This is a genomic window from Streptomyces inhibens, assembly GCF_003389455.1.
GTDB classification, from domain to species: domain Bacteria; phylum Actinomycetota; class Actinomycetes; order Streptomycetales; family Streptomycetaceae; genus Streptomyces; species Streptomyces inhibens.
This window is the reverse complement of sequence record NZ_QUAC01000095.1, coordinates 14,223-37,626: the sequence shown is the minus strand read 5'-3', so window position 1 is coordinate 37,626 and position 23,404 is coordinate 14,223. Positions and strand designations below refer to the sequence as shown.

The window sequence follows — 23,404 nt, the reverse complement described above, 5'->3', positions numbered from 1 at the left end:
GGGAGTCAGGGTGGGACTCGGGGGTCGCTCAACTTCGGTCGTGGCGTGGCGTGGCTTGGCGTGGCGTGGCTTGGCATGGCTTGGATGGTGGTTCGGGACGTGACTCGGCACATGGCGTGGCATGTGACGTGATGGTCGGTCAGGTACGTATCTGCCGGCGCATCTCCTGCGCGCTGACCTCCGCCAGATGCTCGTAGAGAGCGATGACCTCGGGCGCAGCCGCAGCGGTGGCAGCGGCGAGGCGTACGCCAACGGAGGCAGGATCCGCGCCAAGACTCACCCCGGGATCCGCACCGAGATCCACCCCGGGATCCGCACCCGCACCAGATCCGGGGCACGTCTCCAACGCGCTCCGCACCGTATGGGCGAGGATCTCGGCGCGTGCCTCCGGGTCGTCCGGGGCACGGCCGGAGAGCAGCGCTTCGGATGTGAAGAAGCCGGTGGCCATCGCCATCAACGCGTACTGCTGGTGGTGCACGTCCATGTCGTCGCGCACCAGACCGTGTTCGCGCAGTATTTCGAGATGGCGCCGCAGGACGCGGTCGCCCTGGGCCATCAGCTCAGCAAGCTCCTTCTTGGCGGTGTCGTTGAGCCGGCCGAGGATGTCGACGTCGTCGGTGTAGAGGGCGCGCAGTACCGGTTCACCCAGGAAGTCGAGGAAGTGTCCACGCAGCGCCCGGCTCGGCAGGATCTCCAGCGGGTCGGAGCGCATGCGCGCCAACTGCCGCTGATGGCTACGGGACTGCACCCTGAGCACAACGGCCAGGAGCAGCGAATCCTTGGTCTTCCAGTGCAGATAGACCGTGCCCTTGCCGACCTTGGCACGGCGGGCGATCTCGTCGATCGTCACTCGCCGATAGCCCCAGGCGAGCAGCAACTCCCCTGCCGCCTCCAGGATCCGCTCACCACGCTCCGCCCGTTCCACGGCGTGCCCCCCCTTGACTCCGTGACCAGATATCGAATCCGGTCACGCAGTCAACGCTAGGCCGGACGCCGCCACGGCATAAGAAACTTTCCAGCCAGCAGCCAGCCGAGCCCGCACCGCGGGCGGCCGGCGTCCACCACATCAACGCAACCGACGAACGTTCTCGGCCATCGTCAACCGACTCGCGGCGCAGGCGGCTTCCGGCCACGTACAACTCATGAGGGTGGGATGTGCCGGCGAGGGTGCGCACCGGGAAGGCGACGAGTGCTGTCCGAAGAAGTGTGGCGTGAGCTGCAAAGCCAAGGCACATCCCGGATCTTCCGCGAACGCAGCGTGATGCTGCGGCAAGGCTCTCCCGGGACGCATCTGCTCGCGCTCACGGACGGTCTCGCCAAGGTCGTGTGCCGGGAGCCCAGCGGTGCCGTGACCTGGCTGGCCTTTCGGGGACCGGGCGATCTGCTCGGGGAGGTGTCGGTCTTCAACGGCACCTCGCGCACGGCGGAAGTGGTCGCCCTCACCCCCTGCACGGCCGTCGTTCTGGAGGCTCAGCGGTTTCGCAGGTTCGTCGAGCAGCGCGGGCTGGTGATGGACCTGATGCGCCAAGCGCTGTCCAGGCTGCGGGAATCCGATGTGCATCGCACCGAACTGCTGACGCTGCCGCTGGTCGTACGGCTGGCGCGCGCACTGCTGCGACTGGCTGAACTGACCGCCCCGGCTGCCGAGCCGGATGTCGTCCAGCTGACCGGACTGAGCCAGGAGGAGATCGCCCAGGCCACCGGAGTGACGCGTAACTCCGTCATCGCCGGTCTGCAGCGATTGCGGGACGCCGGCGCGGTCGAGACGGCACGACGAGTGATCGTCATCAAGGACATGAAGACCCTGCGGCACTGGGCGTCGGCCGACTGAACGCCCGCGCGTTGTGACGCGGGCCACCGGCGAACTGCCCTGCGCTGTGCACTCGGCCGGACGGAACGGGCGGAACCTCGAAGCAGCCGCACAGCGGCTACGGAAAGCCACCCGCGCCATCCGCAAGGAGACCACGCATGTCCACGCTCCTGCCTGCCCCGTACACCGAGAGCCGACCGCTACCTCCCTACCGTGCCCTGTTCGCCGTGGACGCCAAGGACTTCACCGGCCTTCCCGCGGTGCAGCACGGCCCGGTCAGCCAGTTGATCCCCGAACTCGTCGACCAGGCCCTCGAACGTGCCGGCCTGCATGCACTGCGCGACTCCAAGAGGTTTCCCGCCAATACGGGGGATGGCGTGGTGTTCGGCTTCGATCCGGTGTTCCTCCCCTACGTCCTCTGGCCGTTCCTGGGTGTCCTGGACGACGTCCTCGGCGCGTACAACCGGCAGTCCGTGGGGCCTCGTATCCGCCTCCGGGCCAGCGTCCACGTCGGACCGCTGCCGGATGCCGACCGGCCCGGCGACGGCAACGGCACGGCCCGCAACGACACACACCGGCTCCTGGACTCGCGGCCGGTCAAGGCGATCCTCGCCGCGGCGAGCGAGCAGATCACCCACCTCGCCGCGGTCATCTCCCAGCGGGTCTACGAGGACGTGGTGCTCGGCGCCTACACCGGGCTGCACCCCGACCGCTGCGTCGAAGTGCCGGCCACTGTGGAAGGGAAGAGTTTCTCGCAGCAGGCGTGGCTGTACGTCCCGTCGCCGTCCGGGAACCTCGTGCAGGCCGGAGTCCAACCCCGCGAGGAAACCGCCGATGCCGAAGCCAATGCCGAAGCCGACGCCGCTTCCCGCGAGGCGGCGCCCGCGACGCAGCCAGGCACCCGGTACAGCGGGAACTCCCAGCAAGTGAATGAAGGCGCCGCCCTGATGGGCAACGTCGGCGGAGACTTCACCTATACCGGCCGCTCGACCTCGTATCACGGCAGCAATCAGCACTGGGGCAGCGGCGACAACGTGACGGGTGACAAGCAGGTCGGCGGTCCCGGGGACCGCCGATGAGCGCCGAACAGGGCGCGTCACCCGGTCCGGACGGCGGGGGCACTCCCGCCGAGGACGGTGTCCATGCCGCAGGGCGGCCGGAGAACTCCTTCCGGGACAACCAGCAGCGGGTGGGCCACGGCATGGCGTTCATGGGCGGCGTCCAGGGCGATGTCTACTACCTGGCCGGCACCGAGCTGCTCGACGACGACGTCACAGAGAAGATCATCAAGCCCCGGCTGCGCGAGGGGCCTTATCCGGCGGACGAGGTACGCAAGAGGCTGTGCGGCTTCGTCGAACCGCCTTCCTACCTGAGGTGCCGAAAGGTGCTGGACCGCCGGGTCCTCGTCATGCGGGCGGGAGGCGGGACAGGTGCGAGTACGGCCGCGTTCGCCCTGCTGGCGGAACGGTACGGAGCCGACGGCATCACCGGCCTGGACTCCATGGAGAACCCGGCGGTGTGGCGCCCGAAGGGCGGACGCGGCTATCTGCTGCAAGGGCTCTCCCAGGCAGCCGCCGACTCACTCGGCGAGGTGGCGCTCACCAGCCTGGGCGATCTGCTGAGGCGCTCCGGGGCCCACCTGGTCGTCACAGTGGCCAAGGAGACGCAGCTGCCCGCCGACACCTTGCCGTGGCAGGTGAGGCATCTGCCGCCCTCGCCGGGTGAAGTGGCCGCCAAGCGGCTGCAGACGATGGCCGAGTCGGGCGACCTCACCGGTGCGCAACTGAACGACGCACTGGAGCACCTTGCCTCTCGTGAGTTCACCGACTATCTGGGCGCACACCCTCTGCCCGATGACGGAGTTGACGTGGCCGACGGCCTGCGCGAGGCGGTCGTTACGGGAACGTCTGCCGCCTCCGTGCTCGACGATCTGCTGGTCGGCAGCGCCTCGGCCGCCCGCGCGGCCCTGGCGGAGGCACGCCACAGCGCCGACGACCTCTCCCTCATGGCCGCCATCGCACTCCTGTCGCGACAAGACCGCACGGTGATCGAGCAGTTCACCGCGGTGCTCCGCCCGCTGATCGGCGAACGAGCGGGGCCAAGGCCGGGGAGCGAGCTGCCGGAACGGGCCGATGTGCTTGGCCCGGCCTTCGAGGACCGGCTGGAGGCGGTGGGCGCGCGCCCCCTGCCGACGGAGTTCGGCTCGACATCGCGGTACCGCTTCCCGGTCCAGCCGGTCGCCTTCTCGGGCCGGCACCGGGCGGACGCGCTGCTCCGGCACCTGTGGCTGGAACACGAGGGCATGTCGGAGCTGCTGTGGAAGGCCCTTGACGCACTGCCCTATCAACCCGGCATCGACCTGACAGCAGGTCGGGCGATCGGCCGCGTACTGACGCACGCGACCGGACCGAGCACGCTGCGCCAGCTGGTTCCCTTCGCCGCCTCGGACCGGCGCTGGCGGCGCCGCTTGGTCGCGTTCGCACTCGGCGAGCTGGTCCAGCACGCCGTCCTCGCCGGTGCGGTGCGTGAACAACTACGGCAGTGGAGCCGGGCGCGCTCCGGCCTCGTCCGGTGCACGGTCGCCGAAACCTGCGCGGGCAGCTACGGCCTGGCGCGGCCCGCAGCCGCCCTGAAGCTCCTGGACGCGGTCCTCGACGGGCCGAAAGCGGACGCGGAACGCAGCCTGCGGACCGCGGTCTCCTTCGCGCTCGGCGCACTCCTCACCGAGGACGCGAACCACACCCTCGTCTTCGACAAGGTGGCGGAGTGGCTGGAATCGGAGCAGGGAACACCGCGTCACACCTTGGCGGCTCATGTGGTCGAGTCGATGAGCCTTTCGACGTTTCCCCAACCCGGCACGTCCGGCACCAGACGTGTCAGCTTGGCCGACGTAATGGTGGAGCACCCGGGCCAGGCCCTCAACCTGGTGATTCTCGCCCTCGACGCCCCGTCCGCACATGAGGCGACGGTGCAGCGACTGCTCCAGATCGAGGGTGACCCCGCTCTGCGGCGCCGGACCGCCTTCGCTCCCTTCCTGAGCGCGCTGTCCGGCATGGCCCGCGAACACCGAGGCGTCATGCGCTTCATGCTGCGCCGCCACCGCCATCGCACGTCCACCCCACCAGAAGGGTTCGCCTCATGACGGAACCACTGATCACACCGGTGACCTCCTCACCCACCTGGCAGTTCCTTCGCCTCCGCTTCAGCTCGCAAGAGGAACGCGCCCTGGCATTTCTCTCGGATCACGGTGCGGATCGGCTGGAGCCGCCGCGCGGCGGTGACTTCTGGGGCTATCCGCGTCCGACCGCGCGGGAAGTGCGGCGCGGGGAGTTCTTCGATGTCGTGTGGGTCTCCCTCACGGAACGGCGGTTCTGGGTCGACATCCCCCGGCGCACCGCGACTTCGTCGGCCCGCCCGCAGTCCCGTTACGAGGTCGCCTGGAAGGTCAGCAACCCCGTGGTCGCCGCGAGGAGCCGGGCCACCGAGGAAGAGGCCCGTCAGATGATCGTCCGGCACATCGGGGAGAACGCGTCGCTGCCCGGCGTTTCCGACCCGCTGAAAAAGCCACCGCCGCACCATGGGACCGCCGAGGTCGAGCCGCCCGGCCGGCCGCGGGTGATCGAGGGTACGGGCCTTATCTACTGGTTCCTGGACCCGCCGGCCGCGTTCCAGGCCGCGCCGGGCACCGGAGCGGTGCCCACCCTTCCGCCGGGATTCGGCGAAGCACACCGTGAGGCCTACCGCTTCTACCGGGAGGTGGTGGCAGGCGGGCCGGTCGGCCTGGCCGCTCTCTGGCTGCTGCACCAGCCCGAGCAGGCAAGGGAGGTGCTCGACTGGACGGTGGCCCACAGCAGTCTGCTCACCGACCGGGACGGCTGGGAAAGGACTCTGGCGGCGACGCTCCAGGGACTGACGGAAGAGGACCGGAGTTTCGTCGGCGTGAACCTGGCCCGTGTCCTCAGCGAGGTCGGCGTACCTCAGGGCGAGGAGATCCTGACGCGGATCGGGCACGACGGTCCGCACCGCGACACGAAGGGTGCGTACGGAGCGACGCCATGACGCGCCCCACACTCTTCGGTCCCTCCCAGCACGGGCGGCGCCGGCTCAGCACCGCCCCGTACGACGACCCGGACGACGTGGCGGCACTGTCGCGTGAGTTGATCGCCCAGAATCACCTGGAGATCGGCCGCGCCGACGGCAAGGCCGCCACCCTGCTGGCCACCGGGGGAGCACTTCTCGGGCTCCTGCTGATCCGCCGCCCGCCCGGAGCCTCGTGGGCCCTCCCCCTGTGGTGGACAGCGGCGGTCACCACGACCGGGGCGCTCCTGTGCCTGCTCGTGGCCCTCGTGCCACGCCGCGGAGCCAGGATGAGGGAGAGCGCGCGCATCCTCGCCTACTACGAAGACGTGGTGCGGGCCGAGAGCCGCGCGGAGCTGTCGGCGGGGCTACGGCTGGGCAGTTCCGACCCGCAGCCCCGGCTGTCCCGGGCCCTGACAGGAACCAGCCGGATCGCCCGAGCCAAGAACCGGTGTGTGCGGTACGCCACTCTTCTGCTGCTGCCGGCGGTCACCGCCGTGTTCCTTGCCCTGGCCTCCGGCAGCTGACCCGCTCCACGGTTCACCGCGCTCTCCGCCGCGACCGGAACCAGGGGGAGGGGACGAGCGAAACGCCGGAAGACAGCCCACAGTTCGCCCTCCGTTGGGCAGCCACTTTCGAAGTCGGCTCCCAAGTGGCGCCCAAGACGGCCCCACGAACAGGTCAGGGCCCGACCCGCGATGCGGATCAGGCCCTGACCTTTGTTCCTTCAGTCGGGGTGGCGGGATTTGAACCCACGACCTCTTCGTCCCGAAGCAATTCGATCGCCAGTCCGACCGGCGGTCGTAAGCCCGTTGAGCTGGAGTGGCTGTCCCTGAGTGTCCGTGGTTGTTCGGCGTCGTACGCCGCGGTGGTAGCGCAGTTGGACACTCAGCCCGAACTCAAGAGACCAGGGCTCAGGTGTACTGCATTCCAAGGACGATCACCAAGAGGACCGCGATGAGGGTCAGACGCACGGTAGCCGGCGCAAGTTCTTGCGAGTTCCCGATGACGCACAGGGTGAGCGTTGCGGACACAGGCCCCGTCGCTGACATCTCCTGATCCAGCAGGCGAGCGACTGCCGTGCGCATACGGTCCTGCGGAACGGACCCGCCAGGGGTAACGTGGTGGCTGTTCATCTTGTCTCCAGACGTGATGGAACATGGCCCCCTGTTGCAGCAGGGGGTTTCTTCGTGACATCAGCCTGGAGCCAACGCGGCTTCCGCGAAGTCAGCAAAAAGCTGACGTCGCTCAGGCACAGTGCTGCTATGAATGCGACGTCTTACGAAGAGCGCATGCGAAACCTGCTTGTTGCCCGTTCAGCAGCCGCGTTGGCCTTGGCCTCCACATTCGGAAGCCTCGCTGAACCCACAACAGAGGCCGCCAACAGTCCTCGTCTCTGGCCCTCGATCAGGGGCGAGATTGCTTCCTTGGAACGGCTGAACTGCGCGGTACACAGGCAAGGAGGTGTGTCCTGGGATGCCCTTGCCAGCTTCTACGGCGTTTCGAAGCAGTCCGTGCATCGTCGACTGGCCAAAGACGTGGACAGCTACATCGAGTACGCACAGAGGTACATCGAGCTGCATGAGGCGGACGTGCACAGCCGAACCCGTTACTTGCATGTCGCAGCGAACATCTCAGCCGACCAAGTTCTGGCGGGAGCGGAAAAGCAGTCACGTGTCTGGAGCCAACGGCGACGGGTGCCGAATTGGTGGTGGCGCGACGATTCCTGAGCGTGTCCGGCCGCAGTTGGCGCCTGTGGCCGGATCTGTAGAAGTCGCCGCTCCGGACAGGTTCGCTCCCTGAGGTGCGCGCGGCCGAACCTATGCTCGGGTGCGCTCACGAGGTGGTAGACCGAGCTCCGCTCTCGCCGCGTCTTCGATAGCTTGGGCGCGTCCGAAGCCTTCCCGGTGCAGACGATGGCGGTACTCCATCCTCTCGCTGGGATTGTCGTACGGTTCGTGTCCAACGTTCTCGGCGAGATCGGCAGCTTGATCGATTGCCTGCTGGAGCTCGCGACCCGCGAGGAAGCGGGCCTCGTAGAGCTGGTCGAAGTAGCTGCGACGCACCTCGTTGAGCTGTGAGCTGGGATCGTCCCGTCGGCTTTCGAAGGAGATGAGCGGTCCGATCTGCATGGCAAAGGCGACACTTGTTTGCACTAGGGCGGAGTACTTTGCCCTGCGTAGATCCGTCAGCCATTGCGCGTGGGTTGCGGCCGCCTGATCCTTGACCTGTTGTCGAGTCACCTCGGCGGCGTTCTCAGCTCCGATACGTGCTCCCCGAACTGCCGCATACCCGCCTGCTACTGCGCCACCGAGGGCTCCGATCATGCCCACAACACCAGCGACCAGTGCTGCCACCCCTTGATCCATGGAGTAAGTGTGCAGCGAGCGCTCAGGTCCGCAAGTGTCAGCTAAGCGAGTCAACCGTCGACGGACATGCGCTCGCTGACCTCTTCGGGCGTGAACCAGTCCACGGTCGTCGGCTCATCGGACGTGCGCGCGGTCCCGCCGCAAGGTTTGCATCTGTCCCTCGCGTGGTTCTTGCACACCCCAGTGAGTTCGTCCATCTCGACGTTGATGCCTGTCTCCTCCAGGACCTCGCGGGCGACGCTGGCCTCCGAGACCGGATGTCCTGGCCGCCAGCGCCCTGCCCAGCTGCCGTTTCCGGTAGACGGGACGTGTGTCCGGCTGCAGTTGGGGCGATATGGGCGGTAAGGGGGGCGATAAGTCTGTGGATCCATGCGGCTAGCGGCAAGGCGTGGTCAGTCGGTGCGTTCGGCCTCTAGGCCATGCTCCAGATAGGCCATCCGCCCTTCGGCCCGAGCCTTGGCGGCTGCCTCGATCCGTCGCGTACGGCTCGGGCTGTGCTCCATGTCGCCAGTGCGCGTGCTTAATGATCTACTGCGCGCACGCCAGTAGGAGACGAAGGCTCGTGGCTCGGGACTCTCAATCGTAGGCGGCTTGAGCGTCAGGAACAACGTGAGAGTTGAAGTGCTTGGCCATGACTTCTCCGATTCTTCGGGCCTACGGCACATGCCGGCCGTAAGCAAAGCGGATGGCTCGGTGATTCGAGCGCGCCCACCTTGGAGCAGCTGCTACCTAGCACCGCAAGTCGATCCGGCCCGCTTCCCGCCCTTGCTGTCGACTCTGGCCACTTCCTGCAGTCCAGGCCATACGTGCGTGACCTGCAGTTTCTTGTACTGCTTTGCGGCTTCGAGTCGAGTAGCCGAGCACATCAACTTTCGAAGTTCGTTCTACGGAGGGCATGTTGCGACAACCACGGTTGTCCTCATGCATTCAGTGAGCGGTGACGAGTTCTGGTTCGATTCGGACCTCATGGCGGAGCCATGGCGTTCGCCTTGCGCTGTCGAAGTCGCGCTAATACGCGACCATTTGAGGGAACTCGCCTGCTATGTCGCGGGGCGGACCTCGGCGCGTGGTCAGAAATGCCTGGATAACGGACACAAACCCTCGGCTATGGCGGAGTTGTTCACATACTGGCAGCTCGCCTACCTGCACGCCCTGCGGCAGGTGCATGAAGCCGCCGACGTCCTTGCCGCTGAGGCTGCGCTGATGGGCGGGGGGATGGGTGCTACCTATGGCCATCTGGGATCTGCATGGGGGATCTCCAAGCAGGCAGCGCGAAAGAAGTGGCCCGGCGCGGTCGACGACGGCTCGGGGCAACCAGAGAAGATCACGGTGGAAAAGTACGGCGGGGTCGCCGAGATCACTTACCTTCCAGACCGATGTGCTTGGGGCTGGACTGCTCACGGCAACGATGGGACACGCCGCGAGGCGGAGGAGGCGTATACCGTCCGGTGGGCAGCCATGAGCGCGGCCGAGCACTTCCTTCGAGATCACGTCGTGCCTTGGAGAGACCCCGATGTCCCGATGGCGCTTGGCGATCCGAAGGAGTGTTGGTGCTGGGATGACGACGCCTGGGCACAGGAGCCGGTCAACGACGCGTGACGACGATGGGTGACGGCGGTGCCTTCGGTGGAGCCGCGCATGGGATGGCGGTTTACCCCTCTTCCGGATCCGGCTCCCAAGAGTGCCCCGAAACCCAGCAGGGGCCCTCGTTGCGAGGTACGCGGCCGGGGTACCCTTGCCGGCCCCCGGGGGTCCGACGAGGACGATTCGCATCAGCGGAGGAACCCTTCGTAGTTGCGCTGCTGAAGCTGGCTCTCGATCTGCTTCACGGTCTCCAGGCCCACACTCACGATGATGAGGATGCTCGTCCCGCCGAACGGGAAGTTCTGGTTCGCGTTGAACAGCACCAACTCCACTGTTGGTACGAGCGCTATCAGCCCCAGGTACAGCGAGCCCGGCCACGTGATCCGGTTGAGCACGTAGCTGAGGTATTCGGCCGTCGGGCGACCAGCCCGGATACCCGGGATGAAGCCACCGTGCTTCTTCATGTTGTCGGCGACTTCTTCGGGGTTGAAGCTGATGGCCACGTAGAAGAAGGCGAAGAACACGATCAACAAGACGTACGCGGCGATGTAAACGGGGTGGTCTCCCTTGGTGAAGATGGCGGCGATCCAGGTCGCCCATGCCGCCTTCGACCCGCTGAACTGTGCGATGAGCGCCGGGATGGAGAGCAGCGACGACGCGAAGATGACGGGAATCACACCTGCCTGGTTCACCTTGAGCGGGATGTAAGTGGACGTACCGCCATAGGACCGGCGCCCGATCATGCGCTTCGCGTACTGCACCGGGATGCGCCGCTGTGCCTGCTCGACGAAGACCACCAGGGCGACCATCGCCAGACCCACCAGGATCACCGCGAAGAACTCGATCCAGCCGTCGGCGAGCTTGCCCTGGAGCTTGATCTGCCACAGCGCGCCCGGGAAGCGGGCGGCGATCGAGATGAACATCAGGATCGACATGCCGTTGCCGATACCGCGGTCGGTGACCAGCTCACCGAGCCACATGGTCAGGCAGGTGCCGGCGGTCATGGTGATGACCATCGTGATGGTGGTGAAGGCCGAGTCGCTGGGCACGATCTGGCGCGTGCAGCCCTGGAAGAGCGAACCGGCGCGGGCGGCGGTTACCAGGGCGGTGCCCTCCAGGGCGGCGAGCGCCACCGTCAGATAGCGGGTGTACTGGGTGATCTTCGCCTGGCCGGACTGGCCCTCCTTCTTGAGGGCCTCCAGCCGCGGGATCACCACGGTCAGCAGCTGGAGGATGATGCTCGCCGTGATGTACGGCATGATCCCCAGCGCGAAGATCGTGATCTGCAGCAGCGCTCCACCGCTGAACATGTTCACCAGGCCGAACAACCCGCTGTTGCCGCCGGCCTGCTTCATGCAGAGCTCGACGTTCGCGTAGTTCACCCCTGGGACCGGGATGTGCACTCCGATCCGGTAGAGCACGATGATGCCCAACGTGAACAGCAGCTTCTTGCGCAGGTCGGGCGTCTTGAACGCTCGGGCGAACGCGGTGAGCACGGTGCCTCCTGCGCCTCCCGCCACTTTCAGGGCAGGGAGGCGACGGTCTTGAGGATCAACGAATACGTAGCGGCTGTACTGCGCGGAGCTCGCCCGCACGGCGGGTTCCGAGGCAGGCCCCCGTGGCCGACTTGGTTGCCCAGGGCGCGGTGCGCGCGCAAACGAAGTCGCCGTCTCCCTCTCGCCCAGGTGTACGGACACGGGGCTTCCGTACACACCCATCGGGACCGCTTGAACGCGGCCAAGGCGCTACCTGACGGTCGAGGTTTGTGTCGGCGTCGGAACCGGCTCGGCGGTTGAGGGACGGTACGGCATCGGCACCGGGCCGGTAGTTGAGGCGCAGGTCGGCATCGGAACCAGCCGGGTGGTTGACGTGCAGGTCGGCATCGGCGCCTTCGTGGCAGGGGGCACGGGGCGGGGCGTCGACGGCATCGGGACCGACTCGGCGGGGGTGCCGGGGCGGCGCTGAGGGCCGGTGGGGCCGTCCTGAGCGAAGGAGCTTGGCAGGACCATCAGTCCGACTCCGAGTCCGGCAACGGTCAGCACGGATCCGGTGGCCGTCCAGGCCGCTCGAGCCCGCCGGCGTGCGCGAACGCCGGCGTGCAGTCGGTCTCGGTGCCGGTCCTCATAGAGCGTGTCCTCCTGGCTGTCGCGCATCATCCGCGCCAGCTCCTGCTCGAAGTTGTCCATGGCTCCCTCTTCACTCCACCGGCTCTGCCTCAGCCAGAAGCTGACGCAACCGTGCAACGCCGCGTGCCGTCAGTGAACGGGCGGTACCCACCGGGCAGCCCAGTGCCTCCGCGACATCCCGCTCAGGCAGGTCCTGGTAGTAGCGCAGCACCACCGCAGCCCGCTGCCGCGCCGGCAGCAACGCCAACACAGCCTCCAACCGGGTCTGTTCGTCCACGGCAGCGGTCTCATCTGCCACCTCGGGCGGGTCGGGCAGTTGGTCCACAGGGTGCTCGCCCCACCAGCGACGCCGTGCCGAGCGAGCCGCAGCACGGGCCAAGACCCTGCGCACATACGCCTCGGGCGCCTCCTTGGCCACCTTCGGCCAGGCAAACCACAGTTTGACGAGCGCTTCCTGCAGCAGGTCCTCGGCCCGGTGCCGGTCTCCACCGGTGAACAGCCGCGCCAGGTGAAGCAACGCCGACCACCGAGCCGCCACGAACCGGTCGAACTCATCGGCCCGCAACTGCCCCATCAGCGTCACCCCTCACCTCAACAGGCCCCTACACCCTCAATAAAGACACTGGCCCCTGCCCCGCTATGCACCCCCGACAAGTGACGTGGCTCACGCATACCCTCCTGGCCGTGCCCACGGCGCGACTTGTCTGGGTCGGCGGCGGCAGGCCAGACGGGATGTTTGCGGGTGGTAGACGAGTCAGTCCGAATACCTGCGGGCCCGACCTGATCACCAGGATGCGAAGACTGCCGATGAGGTACGCAACGCGTGGAACGCATGGCACGCGAATGTCCCGCTGACCGTGTTGAACAGCCGGACACGTTCGCTGACCCGGCCGATCGTGGACCACCTGCGCGCCGTCTACGCCGAGACGGAACACGACCGCTTGGTGGTACTGATCCCGGAGATGCAACTGCCCCACGTGTGGCTGCGCCTGCTGCAGAACTCGACACCGGCGAGCTGCTGCGCTGCCCGCCCAAGGAGGCTGCGCGGGTGCGGGTCGAGAAGGCCATCGTCGACCTCGGGTTCGTGCGGGGCGGTGCAGTGTCGGGGCACGCCGCCCACTGGCGCAGGAACGGTTATGCGACCTGGCTGTTCACCCCTGCGGCCTCCGGCTGGTACCCGAAGAAGGCGCCGCAGGAGGCCCGTCCCGTGCCGGTGCTCGGCGAGCCGTGGCCCGGCGTCCCGGCACAGGGCCGTAACGCCGGCGAGCGGGCAGACGCCTGCTGGCTCCCGATAGCCAAGGGCCTCACGCCCCACGGCCTCCGCCACACCCACCGCACGATGATGGAGAACCTGGGCACCGAGAAGGTGCTCATGGACGAACGCATGGGTCACCTCGACGGCTCTGTCTCCGCGCGCTACGCCCACGTCACCCCCGGCATGCGCAGGCGTCTCATGCTCGGTTTCACCGAGCAGTGGGAGGCAGCTCTCGACGCCCGCCGCGTGATGTCACCGAGGTCTCCGGTTGCGGTACTCGACCGGCTGCTCCTCACACGGCGACGAGGCGGGTGAGGAGTCATGCGGTCCCTGGCGCGAGGCGCGCCGGGGACCGCCCTGCACGCCGCCATCACAGCGAAAAGAGCTCTGCCTGTACGCACTCGACGACGTCGCGTCGCGGGTAGAACAGCCCCAGCAGCATGAAGGTCTTGGGGTGCGCCGCGATGTTGCCGACGAAGCAATGGACCGCACGATCGGCGGTGAACATCTGCTCGTACCAGCGCTCTCGTAGCTTTTCGCGGAGAGCGTGCTCGCCGTACCTCCGCAGGAACTTGCGATAGGACTCTCCCGCCTCCCAGTCCTTGAGCGCCATGTCATGACCGGTGCACTGCTTGTCCGCGCAGCGGAAGCGGTACCGGAACTCCAGCGGCACCCACTCAAGGCGTCGGAGATCCTGGTCGAACAGGTCCAACTGGTCGGTGAGGGCAGCCTTGGAGGCTGGCCAGGGCTCGGCCGGAGCCAGGCGGAAGTCCGTGACCTCGGCGGGGCGGAAGATGCCCAAGGAGGTGTCCCGTTCCTCCTGATCCCGTTTGATTGCGCACAGGGACGGCGCAACGAGCGGCTCTATGTATGTGTAGCGCTGCTTCCACCCGTTGGAGGACGGGACCTGGCCCACGACTTCAAGGGTGTCGAGGTTGGGCCGGAGGCTCTCCGGCCGCCGGTCTCGGCTGTGCCGCCGGACGTCGACCTCGACGATCGCATACTTCGCGAACTGGCTGCCCCCTGCAAGCAGCCGGAACGGGACGGGGAAGAGGCGCACGTGGTGCGGTCTTCCGCGGTCCAGACGGATGCCGGCTACGCAGCTGGTCTCGCGGTACTTCATGGACAGTTCCGGATACGTCTTGACCGTGATCATGATCCGTCCCCGTTGCCACGCCTGAGCCATGGCGTCCCCCATGACAGCCCCCCTGGCTGATCGTCCTGATCAGACTCGGACCCAACCGATTGGAGGGGAGCCAATTGACCCGGGCAAGGGCGCCTACTGCCTTGAGCGACGAGGTCAGGCCAGGGGCGTCACTGGCACAGAGAGCCGCTTCCGGACGGCCTCCAGGACCACTTGGCGATGGCAGCGCTCCTCGTCCCGCTCGAAGCACAGCACCGCTACCCGAGACCGGCCGGCGTGCTCGGCGAGACGGTCGAGATCCGATCGGGCCTCGTCGGAACGCAGCACGCTCCGAAACCGTGCCCGCCCCTCGACGACGCGACCGTCCCAGAACGGAGCCCGATTGTCCTTGGGATTCCCCAGGCTGCGAAGGTGGTCATAGGCGATGCTGGCCTCGGCGAGCGCCAGCCCGAGGCGGGTCTTGCTGAAGCCCGGCTTACGGCTGATCGGCGTGAGCCGCACATCGGCCACGACGTCGATACGGGACTCCAGCAGCGAAGCGACGAACGAGTCGATGTCGCGCCCCTCGTACCCGGCGGACCACAGCCCAGGTACGCACTTCGACGTGGACTCGTGGAACAAGGCATCGAGGGAGACACCCAGTGCCTCGGCCAGCACTCCTACAGTAAAGAAACCTGGCTGGATTGCTCCCTCGCTCTCCAGCCGAGCGAGCGTACCGGTCCCGACACCAGCTTCCTTGGCGAGTCGTTCACGCGACCAGCCGTGTTCCTCCCGCAGCGCGCGTACGCGGCGGGCCAGCGCGTGCGCACGAGCGTGGTCACGAGGGTTCGCGGGTGGATGACTCGACATGAGCCGTGATCCTCACTTCCTTTGAGAAGCAATTTCCAGGCGCCGTTGCCTCGAATGGAACGAGGCTCTGGCAACTCTACTGATCAGTCAACTTCCCTCACCTGAAAGGGTGTTCCCGTTGCGCTGCCCTGTTGCGCGCCTGGCCCCCAGGCATCCCCCTTGCGGACGTTGCAGACCCAGTGGGCGGCTTGGAGGTTCACGACTGTGTGTGCACCTCCCAGCGTGACCGGCTTGATGTGATCGAGAGTGGCGGACCTCAAATCGGGCCACTGCACGGCCGAATCGATGGTCTGATGGCACAACTGGCAGATCCACTGGTCGCGTTCGTAGATCTCGTACGGGTCGACGCCGTCCGCCGCCGCGTTGAGCACTCCTCGCTCCCGCATGCGGGCCTGGTAGCTGTTGCGGGCACGTCTGATGCGCAGCTGCTTGGCGGAGCGAGCCGAGTAGGCCGGAGTCCAGAGAATGGGCGTGGTCGTCTCGGCGAGACAGACGTACGCCTCCCACGTGTACTTCCGGCCCTCGGAGTCCAGATCACGGATCGCTTCGTTCTGCCAGATCCAGCTGTTGCCGTCGATGCCTCGGAACCGCTGCCCCAGATGCAGCCGGTCCCGGTGGTCAGCCGCTCCGCCCCACCACACCACGCTGTCGGTATAGGCGAGACAGGAACCGCTCTGCTCATGCAGCGCGATCATGGGCTCCTCGTCGCCGTCCGAGTGGTTTCGTACGAGAGCGACGATGTGGTCGGCTGCCAGACTGGCGGCAGTGGCGTAAGCGGTGACTGACCCGTTCCGCTCGACGATGTCGCCGGATATGGGGCCGAGCCCGCGAAACTCGTACGGGAAGTCGGCGTCCGCTTCCCGCGTACGAAAGACCTGTGGCGCCCGCTCCTGGCTGAGCTGAGCGCGCTGCTCGGACTTGGCGGCGGACCGGTCAGCCGGCTCGGGTATGGCAAGGAGGTCGATCTCACCGCGCCGGATCCTGGTCTTCGTGAGGCGCTTGAGGTTGTCGTTGCACCGGCTGGAGCAGACATGGCGGTCCCGGTGTTCCCAGTGGGCCTTCCTCGGCACGGGCTCCCCGCAGATCCGGCACGGTTCGCCGCCGATGGCGCGCCCGGCAGCTGCCAGGATGGGATTCCAGTGCGGGTCTCCAGGGACCTTGCGGGTCCTGGCTGGGTCAGGAACTGGCGGCGTACCCGGTGTGAGTGTCGCCTTGGGGCGGCGCACCTTCGGCGAGTCCCCCTTCGGCCGTTCCGTCCGCTGCTTCTTGGCGGCCGCGGTGCGGCACGGGTCGGAGCAGTACTTCTGGCTGCGCGGCCGCCAGTACTCCATCGCCGTGCCGCAGATCGCGCAGGAGCGCCCCGCCGGCTCTGCGGCGTTGGCGGCCTCAGCGGCTAAGTCCTCGTCCACAAGCAGTCCTCAGAGGCGAGTTGGCGGCTGGGTTTGCGAACGCGCAGGTGCGGTCAGTTGCGTGAGGCGTGCGTCACGCCTTCCCGGTGATTGCGCACTGGGAGACCTTGACCAAGATCTTCTCCCGGATTTCTCCCAAACGATCTCCAGGAACGAATCAGGGGCCCGACCCGCTGAGCGGATCAGGCCCCTGACCTGTTGTTCCTTCAGTCGGGGTGGCGGGATTTGAACCCACGACCTCTTCGTCCCGAACGAAGCGCGCTGCCAAGCTGCGCTACACCCCGAAGCAACGAGCTCTACTTTAGCGGACCGATCCCCGTAGGCGAAATCCGGTTGTTGTGGAGCCGGGGAGAGGGCCTGACCTGGTCGATCGCGATGGTGATCAAGGGGAGGAGGCAGATCGCCAGGGCGATGGTCAGGGCGGTGGTGAGGGTGGGGGAGGGCGTGCCTGTGGTGGTGGGGAAGGCGAGGGTGAAGGAGAGGTAGAGGAGGGGGTAGGCCGGCCACTGCCAGGCGTGGGGCAGGCGGAAGCCGCGGGGGGTGGTGAACAGCAGCCAGTCGGCGAGGGCGGCGAGGGGGGTGAGTGTGTGGAGGAGCTGGTGGGAGATGGCTTGGGCGGTGGTGATGGGGCCGGTGCCGGCGGGCAGCGTGAAGGCGGTGGAGTCGGGGGCCGGGAGGGCGTGGTGGAGGAGGGCCGTGAGGGTGAGGAAGGAGAGGAGTGCGCCCGTGATGCGGGGGCTCACGGGGCTGCGGCCGGTCCAGGCGCGGTGGGCGGAGCAGACGGAGACCAGCGCTACGGCGATGTTGGCCTGCACGGTGAAGGAGGCCAGGAGATGAGCGGGGGCCGCGCCGGGGGTGCTGAGGGCTTCCAGGAGGAGGCCGGTCAGGGCGGCCAGGGTGATCAGGATGCGGAAGGCGGCCACTCGGGGGCGGCGGATGGCAGGGGCTACGGCTGCTGCCGGGGTGCGGGCGGCGGCTCCGGCCGGGCCGGTGGCGTGGCGTGCGGACTGCGAGGTCCGGGTGGGGTCGGACATTCCTCCACGTTAGGGGGATGATCGGCGGGTGGGGAGCTCCGATCGGGGCGAGTCTCGGGGGGAGGCGAGCCTTCCCGGGCAGGGAGGAGGCCCCGGCCAGAAGAGGAGGCCCCGGGCCGGGAGGAGACCCCGGGCCAGGAGGAGAGCCCGGGCTGGGAGATCCCTCGCCGCATCACTCCGTACGCGCGTGACCCCTACGCCTCAGCCGGTCCACCCGCCCGTCGGCTCCTAGCCCCGCCTCAGCCCCGCGCCGTAAGTGTCAGCAGTGTCGCCTCCGGGGGGCAGGCGAAGCGGACCGGGGTGTAGCGGTTGGTGCCGCAGCCTGCGGAGACGTGGAGGTAGGAGGTGTGGGCGCCGGCGGTGTGGGTGGACAGGCCCTTGACGCGGTCGGTGTCGATGTCGCAGTTGGTGACCAGGGCGCCGTAGAAGGGGATGCAGAGCTGGCCGCCGTGGGTGTGGCCGGCCAGGATCAGCGGATAGCCGTCGGCGGTGAAGGCGTCCAGGGTGCGCAGGTAGGGGGCGTGCACCACGGCCAGGGAGAGATCGGCGCCGGATTCCGGGCCGCCGGCCACCTCGGCGTAGCGGTCGCGCTTGATGTGCGGGTCGTCCAGGCCGGTCAGGGCGATCTCGATGCCGTCCAGCTTGAGGCGGCCGCGGGAATTGGACAGGCCGACCCAGCCGGCCGTGTCGAAGGCGTCGCGCAGGTCTTCCCACGGGTTGTGGACGGCGCCCACGACGGGCGCGTTGCCGTTGAGGCCGTGCCGGCCCTGGGCGCGTTCGATCAGATAGCGCGCGGGGTTGCGCAGCTTGGGGCCGTAGTAGTCGTTGGAGCCGAAGACGTACGCGCCGGGGAACTCCATCAGCGGGCCGAGCGCGTCCAGCGTCTCGGGGACGCCTTCGGGGTCGGAGAGGTTGTCGCCCGTGTTGATGACGAAGTCGGGGCGCAGTCCGGCGAGCGACTGGAGCCAGCGCTGCTTCTTGCGCTGGCCGCTGACCATGTGGATGTCGGAGACCTGCAGGACGCGCAACGGCCGCATGCCGCGGGGCAGTACGGGCACGGTGACGCGCCGGAGGCGGAACGAGCGGACTTCGAAGCCGGCGGCGTAGGCCAGGCCGGCCGCGCCGACTGCGGTCAGGGTCAGAGGTACTCCGTATCGCGCGCGCATGGTTCCCATCGTCGCAGAGTGGCGGGGGTGGCTGCAGCGGGAGGGCGGGCGGCGGGCGCGGCGGGGCGTGGGGGGAAAAGGCGCGGCGATTGTCGGTGGGTGGGGGCATACTCGACGGCATGACCACGCTCAAGTCCAAGCTGAAGGACGACCTCACCATCGCGATCAAGGCGCGCGACGAGCTGCGTTCCTCCACCCTTCGTCTCACGCTGACCGCGATCCAGAAGGAGGAGGTCGCGGGCACCGAGGCGCGCGAGCTGTCCGACGGCGAGGTCGAGAAGATCATCACGCGGGAGGCGAAGAAGCGCCGCGAGGCCGCTGACGCCTTCGAGAAGGGCGGCCGCGCCGCGCAGGCCGAGCGGGAGCGCGCCGAGGGTGAGGTGCTCGCGGAGTATCTGCCCAAGCAGCTGACCGACGACGAGCTGGAGCAGCTGGTCGCGGCGGCCGTGGCAGAGGCCAAGGGTGCCGGCGCCGAGGGGCCGCGGGCGATGGGCGCCGTCATGAAGATCGTCAACCCGAAGGTGGCGGGCCGGGCCGAGGGCGGCCGGGTGGCCGCGGTGGTGAAGAAGCTGTTGGCCGTCTGATCAGTCGGATGACGTCTTGAGGGACGTCAGGGAAAGGTGAGGGGCGCCCCCGGTGGTGTGGGGGCGCCCCTGCTTGTTCGTGCGCTATGGGCTCGTACGGGCCAACCAGCGGGTTATCAGCCGCCGTTGCCGCCGCCCAGTACGTCGGGCCAGCCCGGAATGTGCCAGCCGCCGCCCGGCTTGTTGTCGCCGCCGTGGCCGCCGCGGCCGGGCTTGTGCTTGCCGCCCTTGTCGCCGTCGTCGCCCTGGTTCTTTTCCGTGTCCTTGGCGGGGTCGTCGATCGGGACGGTGGGCAGGGCGGGCGCGGGCCGGTTGGCCAGGGCGCCGGTCATCGCATCGCGCCAGATGGGGCCGGGGGTGTCGGCGCCGTAGACCTTGTCGTGCGGGACGCCGCCGATGGTGATGTTGTACATCTTGCGCTTGTGCTGCGGGTCGCCGACCCAGACCGCGCCGGCCGCGTTCGGGGTGTAGCCGACGAACCAGGCGGCGTAGCGGCTGTCGCTGGTGCCGGTCTTGCCGGCGCTGTCGCGGCCCTTGAGGCCGGCCTCCTTGCCGGTGCCGTCCTCGACGACGCCCTTGAGGAGGGTGTTGATCGTGTCCGCGGTCTTCTTGGACATCGCGCTGTGGCAGCTGGTCTGCGGGACCTTCATCGCCCGGCCCCGCGCGTCGGTGATCGACTCGATGGCGACGGGAGAGCAGTACTGGCCGCCGTTGGCGAAGGCGGCGTAACCGGTCGCCATCGTCAGCGGTGACATCTCCTGCACGCCGAGCGTCATCGACGGAACTTGCTGCAACGGCTTGCCGTCGGCCCGCTCGATGCCCATCTTCTGGGCCATCTTGACCGCGGGGCAGATGCCCATATCGCTGATCAGCTGCACGAAGTAGGTGTTGACCGACTTCGCGGTCGCCTCCTTCATGGCGTACGGGCCGACCTCTTCCTTGTTCTCGTTCTTGGTGGTGTCCGTGCCCTGCCACTCGCCGTCGCAGGTCTGGACGGGGCTCGGATACGGCATCCGGTACGGCGAGGGGTACTCCTGCTCCGGGCTCGTCCCCTGTTCGAGGGCGGCCGCCGCGATCACCGGCTTGAAGGTCGATCCGGGCTGGTATCCGGCGCCACCGCCCATGTCGTGGTCCACCGAGAGGTTGATCACGGTCTGGTTCTCGCGGAAGCCGTACGGGCGCGACTGGCCCATGCCGAGGATCTTGCCGGTGCCCGGTTCGACGATGGTGGCGGCGCTGGCGACCGGGTCGTCGTCGTAGACGTGATCGCTGATCGACGCCTGGATCGACTTCTGGGTCTGCGGGTCGAGGGTGGTGCGGATGGTCATGCCGCCCTCGTTCCAGCGCTGCAAGCGGACTTTCCGGTTCTTTCCGAAAGCCTTGTCGTTGAGAAAGACCTTGCGGATGTAGTCACAGAAGAAGCCGGCGCCGTTGGTGGCGGTGATGCAGCCGTTCTTGGGGCGGCTGACCGCGAGCTTGATCGGCTTCTTGGCGGCGGCGTCGGCCTGCTCCTGGGTGATGTCCTTGAGATCGGCCATCCGCTGAAGGACGGTGTTGCGCCGCCGGGTGGCTTCCTGCGGGTCGTTGACCGGGTCGTAGCGGCTCGGCGACTGGACGATGCCGGCCAGCAGGGCCGACTCCTCCAAGCTCAGGTCCTTGGCGTGCTTGCTGAAGTAGCGCTGGGCGGCCGCCTCGATGCCGTAGGCCTGCTGCCCGAAGAACGTGATGTTGAGGTAGTTCTGCAAGATCTTGCGCTTGCCGAGCTCCTTCTCGATCTGGATCGCGTACTTGAGCTCTTTGACCTTGCGGCCGATCGTCTGCTGGGTGGCCTGCGCAACCTTGTCCGCGTTGTCGCCCGCCTCCTCGATGAAGACGTTCTTCACATACTGCTGGGTCAGCGTCGAGGCGCCCTCGGAGACGCCGCCTGTCTGCGCGTTCTTGTTGAGCGCGCGCAGGATGCCCTTCATATCGATGGCGCCGTGCTCGTAGAAGCGCGCGTCCTCGATCGCGACGATCGCCTTCTGGATGTACGGCGACATGTCCTTGAGGCCGATGACCGTGCGGTCGCGGGAGTAGGTCTTGGCGATCTCGCCGCCGTCGGCGTCCAGAATGGTGGTCCGCTGGCTGAGCGGCGGCGTCTTGAGGTTCGCCGGGATGTCGTCGAAGCCCTCGACCGACCCCTTGGCCGTCAGGCCGAGCGCCCCGGCCGCCGGGAGCGCGAGGCCGGCAAGCACCGCTCCGGCCAGGACGCTGACACCGAGGAACTTGGCGGCCTGCTGCGTCTTGGACAGACCTCCGCCATCGCGCTTCTTAGGCATGAGGGCAGCCTAATCCGTTGTTGGCGACGTTCCGCAGGGGCAGGGGCTCTTCGGGATGTTCGAGTACCGGACCGTGACATCCAAGGGCAGCCGGGCAGGCAACAACGCCTGAAGGAAGATCGCTGCGCGGTCCTGGTTCATGGTGGTGGCGGTTGAGGCCGGCGATCAGGTCGCTGCGCGGCCCGCATGCGCTCGTGACCAGCGCAAACACCTGCACCCTGGGGAGGGGCAACGTGATCTGTGGCGGAATCGACCGGCCGAACGCCATCACGACGTCGCCCTGGCCGACGCCTTTGGCCGGCTGCCGGCAAAGCACCCCGTCACCGACGACGCGGCCGGCTCCCCGCTCCCGCTGGACAGGCCGCACCGACTCCCGTAAGGGCCGCACGGCTGACCCGCACGCAGATCCAGGCTGCCCTGCTGTGGAGAGCGACGGCAGCTGATCATTCGAACATGAGACCGGAAGTGCAGGAGTTCGTTGCCGATGGCCCTCTCCCTGACTGGGATGCGAGCGAGGAAGAGATAGACAGGAGGGTCCGCCAGCTTGAGGCGATCTCCAGGCCGGTCACGGCGCAAGAGGCCAGGGCGCTGGTCGCGTGCTTCGGCCCGGACGACTGCTACGGCGTCGCCTGGTCACTGCTGCACCTCATCGAGACCGGTCCGAATCCGGTGCTCGTCACCAAGCCCGAGCCCGACGCCAACGAATGGCACCACAGGCTCTGGCAGCGGGCGGTCAATGGAGGTCTGATCACCGGAGACTTGACAGCTTGGCAACGTGAGGCGCCTACGTCCTCAATCGCCGGACAGGGGCGCACCTGTTCGTTTAGCCTGTTCTCAGCTGCCACAGCGGAATGGTTACGCGTCAGTTCGTCAACCCCTACTCCCGTGCGGACCGCGCCCCCACGTGCCCGCGTGTGTCGACAGAAATCCCGCGTCAGGACGATGAACCGTCCTGCCTTGTGAGCAAAGTGACGTATGTCGTGCGGTCACTCCGTTGGGTGATCTGCCGCGTACGCATAGTCCGTTCGGGCCATTCAAGATTGGGCCCGAAGGGGGTGTTGCGCCCTGCCTGCCTTCCGTAACGTCCTCAACTGGCAACGGTGAATATGCCGATTGCCGCCGTGGGGGAGCCTCGATTCGGGAGAGGACGGCGCCAGCATGAGCTGGGTAACCGACTGGAGTGCACAGGCAGCCTGCCGCACTACCGATCCGGATGAACTGTTCGTTCAAGGGGCGGCGCAAAACCGCGCCAAGGCGGTGTGCACCGGATGTCCGGTGCGCACGGAGTGCCTGGCCGACGCCCTGGACAACCGGGTGGAGTTCGGCGTGTGGGGCGGGATGACCGAGCGCGAGCGGAGGGCGCTGCTGCGCCGCCGCCCGACCGTGACGTCATGGCGTCGCCTGTTGGAGACAGCACGTACGGAATACGAGCGCAGCACCGGCATTCTGCCGATGGACTGCGAGGACGAGACCTTCGACGAGTACGCCGCGGTCGGATAACTGAGGGCTCCGCGGCCGAAGTTGGCCGAGAAGCTATCGGCTGGTGGCGCGGTCTGATCGGTCAGACGCTGGGTGCCGTCAGCGACTGGGGTGTGCCCTGGGGTCGGCAGGCCGACCGGCCGGCTGTGTTGTAGGGGTCGGCCGCGGCGTTCGGGACGGTCGCACCGGCGAGTGCGTGC

Annotated in this window: 20 protein-coding genes, 1 tRNA gene and 2 pseudogenes; 11 read left to right on the top strand and 12 right to left on the bottom strand. The window is 67.6% G+C overall.

Features of this window, described 5'->3' with window-relative positions; genetic code table 11:
* Positions 1 to 139: 139 nt before the first annotated feature.
* A complete protein-coding gene (locus DY245_RS12845; protein ID WP_128506795.1) occupies positions 140 to 925 on the bottom strand; it encodes a TetR/AcrR family transcriptional regulator in 786 nt (261 codons plus the stop codon).
* Positions 926 to 1,189: 264 nt separating this feature from the next.
* Here DY245_RS12845 and DY245_RS12840 point away from each other — a divergent pair, with 264 nt between their 5' ends.
* The 6 genes from DY245_RS12840 (at position 1,190) to DY245_RS12815 (ending at position 7,617) form a co-directional block, all read left to right on the top strand.
* Positions 1,190 to 1,831, top strand: a complete 642-nt coding sequence (locus tag DY245_RS12840) for a Crp/Fnr family transcriptional regulator (protein ID WP_181923652.1) — start codon at positions 1,190 to 1,192, stop codon at positions 1,829 to 1,831.
* 137 nt (positions 1,832 to 1,968) lie between these two features.
* On the top strand, positions 1,969 to 2,889 hold the full coding sequence (locus tag DY245_RS12835; RefSeq protein WP_244943006.1) for a hypothetical protein: 921 nt from the start codon (positions 1,969 to 1,971) through the stop codon (positions 2,887 to 2,889).
* Complete coding sequence (locus tag DY245_RS12830) at positions 2,886 to 4,952, top strand: hypothetical protein (protein ID WP_128506791.1); 2,067 nt, start codon at positions 2,886 to 2,888, stop codon at positions 4,950 to 4,952. The genes DY245_RS12835 and DY245_RS12830 overlap by 4 nt, the downstream gene beginning before the upstream one ends.
* Positions 4,949 to 5,869 (top strand): hypothetical protein, encoded by a 921-nt coding sequence (locus DY245_RS12825; RefSeq protein ID WP_128506789.1) that lies wholly within the window; start codon positions 4,949 to 4,951, stop codon positions 5,867 to 5,869. The genes DY245_RS12830 and DY245_RS12825 overlap by 4 nt, the downstream gene beginning before the upstream one ends.
* Positions 5,866 to 6,414 (top strand): Pycsar system effector family protein, encoded by a 549-nt coding sequence (locus DY245_RS12820; protein WP_220377884.1) that lies wholly within the window; start codon positions 5,866 to 5,868, stop codon positions 6,412 to 6,414. Before DY245_RS12825 ends, DY245_RS12820 begins: the two co-directional genes overlap by 4 nt.
* 663 nt (positions 6,415 to 7,077) lie before the next feature.
* Positions 7,078 to 7,617 carry a hypothetical protein gene (locus tag DY245_RS12815; protein ID WP_128506787.1) on the top strand — a complete coding sequence of 180 codons (540 nt, stop codon included), beginning with the start codon at positions 7,078 to 7,080 and terminating at the stop codon, positions 7,615 to 7,617.
* Between the two features lie 90 nt (positions 7,618 to 7,707).
* On the opposite strand, the gene DY245_RS12810 is transcribed toward DY245_RS12815, so the two are convergent.
* Together DY245_RS12810 and DY245_RS47835 are read right to left on the bottom strand one after the other, a co-directional pair.
* Complete coding sequence (locus tag DY245_RS12810) at positions 7,708 to 8,244, bottom strand: hypothetical protein (RefSeq protein ID WP_220377883.1); 537 nt, start codon at positions 8,242 to 8,244, stop codon at positions 7,708 to 7,710.
* A gap of 74 nt (positions 8,245 to 8,318) precedes the next feature.
* Positions 8,319 to 8,549: pseudogene (locus DY245_RS47835) on the bottom strand (NUDIX hydrolase); the annotation flags it as partial.
* 637 nt (positions 8,550 to 9,186) lie between these two features.
* Here DY245_RS47835 and DY245_RS44320 point away from each other — a divergent pair.
* Positions 9,187 to 9,855, top strand: coding sequence for a hypothetical protein (locus tag DY245_RS44320; protein ID WP_181923654.1), 669 nt, complete (start codon positions 9,187 to 9,189; stop codon positions 9,853 to 9,855).
* Between the two features lie 173 nt (positions 9,856 to 10,028).
* Here DY245_RS44320 and secY read toward each other — a convergent pair whose 3' ends face one another.
* Together secY and DY245_RS12790 are read right to left on the bottom strand one after the other, a co-directional pair.
* Complete coding sequence (gene secY / locus DY245_RS12795; protein WP_128506780.1) at positions 10,029 to 11,336, bottom strand: preprotein translocase subunit SecY; 1,308 nt, start codon at positions 11,334 to 11,336, stop codon at positions 10,029 to 10,031.
* 700 nt (positions 11,337 to 12,036) lie between these two features.
* Positions 12,037 to 12,540 (bottom strand): SigE family RNA polymerase sigma factor, encoded by a 504-nt coding sequence (locus tag DY245_RS12790; RefSeq protein ID WP_128506813.1) that lies wholly within the window; start codon positions 12,538 to 12,540, stop codon positions 12,037 to 12,039.
* 411 nt (positions 12,541 to 12,951) lie between these two features.
* On the opposite strand from DY245_RS12790, the pseudogene DY245_RS12785 reads away from it, so the two are divergent.
* Positions 12,952 to 13,536: pseudogene (locus tag DY245_RS12785) on the top strand (LacI family transcriptional regulator); the annotation flags it as partial.
* A gap of 55 nt (positions 13,537 to 13,591) precedes the next feature.
* Here DY245_RS12785 and DY245_RS12780 read toward each other — a convergent pair.
* The 6 genes from DY245_RS12780 to DY245_RS12755 form a co-directional block, all read right to left on the bottom strand.
* On the bottom strand, positions 13,592 to 14,377 hold the full coding sequence (locus DY245_RS12780) for a hypothetical protein (protein WP_128506778.1): 786 nt from the start codon (positions 14,375 to 14,377) through the stop codon (positions 13,592 to 13,594).
* 144 nt (positions 14,378 to 14,521) lie between these two features.
* Positions 14,522 to 15,214 (bottom strand): DUF488 family protein, N3 subclade, encoded by a 693-nt coding sequence (locus DY245_RS12775; protein WP_128506776.1) that lies wholly within the window; start codon positions 15,212 to 15,214, stop codon positions 14,522 to 14,524.
* 83 nt (positions 15,215 to 15,297) lie between these two features.
* The gene (locus tag DY245_RS12770) at positions 15,298 to 16,623 is read right to left on the bottom strand and encodes an HNH endonuclease (protein WP_128506774.1); all 1,326 of its coding nucleotides are present in this window, start codon (positions 16,621 to 16,623) and stop codon (positions 15,298 to 15,300) included.
* Positions 16,624 to 16,833: 210 nt separating this feature from the next.
* Positions 16,834 to 16,907: transfer RNA gene (locus tag DY245_RS12765), tRNA-Pro, on the bottom strand.
* A gap of 12 nt (positions 16,908 to 16,919) precedes the next feature.
* Complete coding sequence (locus DY245_RS12760; RefSeq protein WP_128506772.1) at positions 16,920 to 17,657, bottom strand: Pr6Pr family membrane protein; 738 nt, start codon at positions 17,655 to 17,657, stop codon at positions 16,920 to 16,922.
* A gap of 239 nt (positions 17,658 to 17,896) precedes the next feature.
* Positions 17,897 to 18,823: a metallophosphoesterase gene (locus DY245_RS12755; RefSeq protein WP_181923651.1), complete on the bottom strand. Its 927-nt coding sequence runs from the start codon at positions 18,821 to 18,823 to the stop codon at positions 17,897 to 17,899.
* Positions 18,824 to 18,942: 119 nt separating this feature from the next.
* On the opposite strand from DY245_RS12755, the gene DY245_RS12750 reads away from it, so the two are divergent.
* Positions 18,943 to 19,407, top strand: a complete 465-nt coding sequence (locus DY245_RS12750) for a GatB/YqeY domain-containing protein (protein WP_128506768.1) — start codon at positions 18,943 to 18,945, stop codon at positions 19,405 to 19,407.
* 116 nt (positions 19,408 to 19,523) lie between these two features.
* Here the strand turns inward: DY245_RS12750 and DY245_RS12745 are convergent, their stop codons facing one another.
* Entirely contained in the window at positions 19,524 to 21,725 is a 2,202-nt protein-coding gene (locus tag DY245_RS12745) for a transglycosylase domain-containing protein (RefSeq protein WP_128506766.1), read from the bottom strand.
* 453 nt (positions 21,726 to 22,178) lie between these two features.
* Here DY245_RS12745 and DY245_RS46200 point away from each other — a divergent pair, with 453 nt between their 5' ends.
* Positions 22,179 to 22,688, top strand: a complete 510-nt coding sequence (locus tag DY245_RS46200; protein ID WP_244943005.1) for a hypothetical protein — start codon at positions 22,179 to 22,181, stop codon at positions 22,686 to 22,688.
* A 195-nt stretch (positions 22,689 to 22,883) separates the two neighbouring features.
* On the top strand, positions 22,884 to 23,225 hold the full coding sequence (locus tag DY245_RS12730; protein ID WP_030412585.1) for a WhiB family transcriptional regulator: 342 nt from the start codon (positions 22,884 to 22,886) through the stop codon (positions 23,223 to 23,225).
* The last annotated feature ends 179 nt before the right edge of the window (positions 23,226 to 23,404 follow it).

Bases quoted from the DNA above. Each gene is read 5' to 3' on its own strand.
- DY245_RS12755 (WP_181923651.1), bottom strand. From the start codon at position 18,823: ATGCGCGCGCGATACGGAGTACCTCTGACCCTGACCGCAGTCGGCGCG.
- DY245_RS12830 (WP_128506791.1), top strand. From the start codon at position 2,886: ATGAGCGCCGAACAGGGCGCGTCACCCGGTCCGGACGGCGGGGGCACT.
- DY245_RS12825 (WP_128506789.1), top strand. From the start codon at position 4,949: ATGACGGAACCACTGATCACACCGGTGACCTCCTCACCCACCTGGCAG.
- DY245_RS12760 (WP_128506772.1), bottom strand. From the start codon at position 17,657: ATGTCCGACCCCACCCGGACCTCGCAGTCCGCACGCCACGCCACCGGC.
- DY245_RS12820 (WP_220377884.1), top strand. From the start codon at position 5,866: ATGACGCGCCCCACACTCTTCGGTCCCTCCCAGCACGGGCGGCGCCGG.
- DY245_RS12790 (WP_128506813.1), bottom strand. From the start codon at position 12,540: ATGGGGCAGTTGCGGGCCGATGAGTTCGACCGGTTCGTGGCGGCTCGG.
- DY245_RS46200 (WP_244943005.1), top strand. From the start codon at position 22,179: ATGAGACCGGAAGTGCAGGAGTTCGTTGCCGATGGCCCTCTCCCTGAC.
- DY245_RS12730 (WP_030412585.1), top strand. From the start codon at position 22,884: ATGAGCTGGGTAACCGACTGGAGTGCACAGGCAGCCTGCCGCACTACC.
- DY245_RS12775 (WP_128506776.1), bottom strand. From the start codon at position 15,214: ATGTCGAGTCATCCACCCGCGAACCCTCGTGACCACGCTCGTGCGCAC.
- DY245_RS12780 (WP_128506778.1), bottom strand. From the start codon at position 14,377: ATGATCACGGTCAAGACGTATCCGGAACTGTCCATGAAGTACCGCGAG.
- DY245_RS12750 (WP_128506768.1), top strand. From the start codon at position 18,943: ATGACCACGCTCAAGTCCAAGCTGAAGGACGACCTCACCATCGCGATC.
- DY245_RS12745 (WP_128506766.1), bottom strand. From the start codon at position 21,725: ATGCCTAAGAAGCGCGATGGCGGAGGTCTGTCCAAGACGCAGCAGGCC.
- DY245_RS12835 (WP_244943006.1), top strand. From the start codon at position 1,969: ATGTCCACGCTCCTGCCTGCCCCGTACACCGAGAGCCGACCGCTACCT.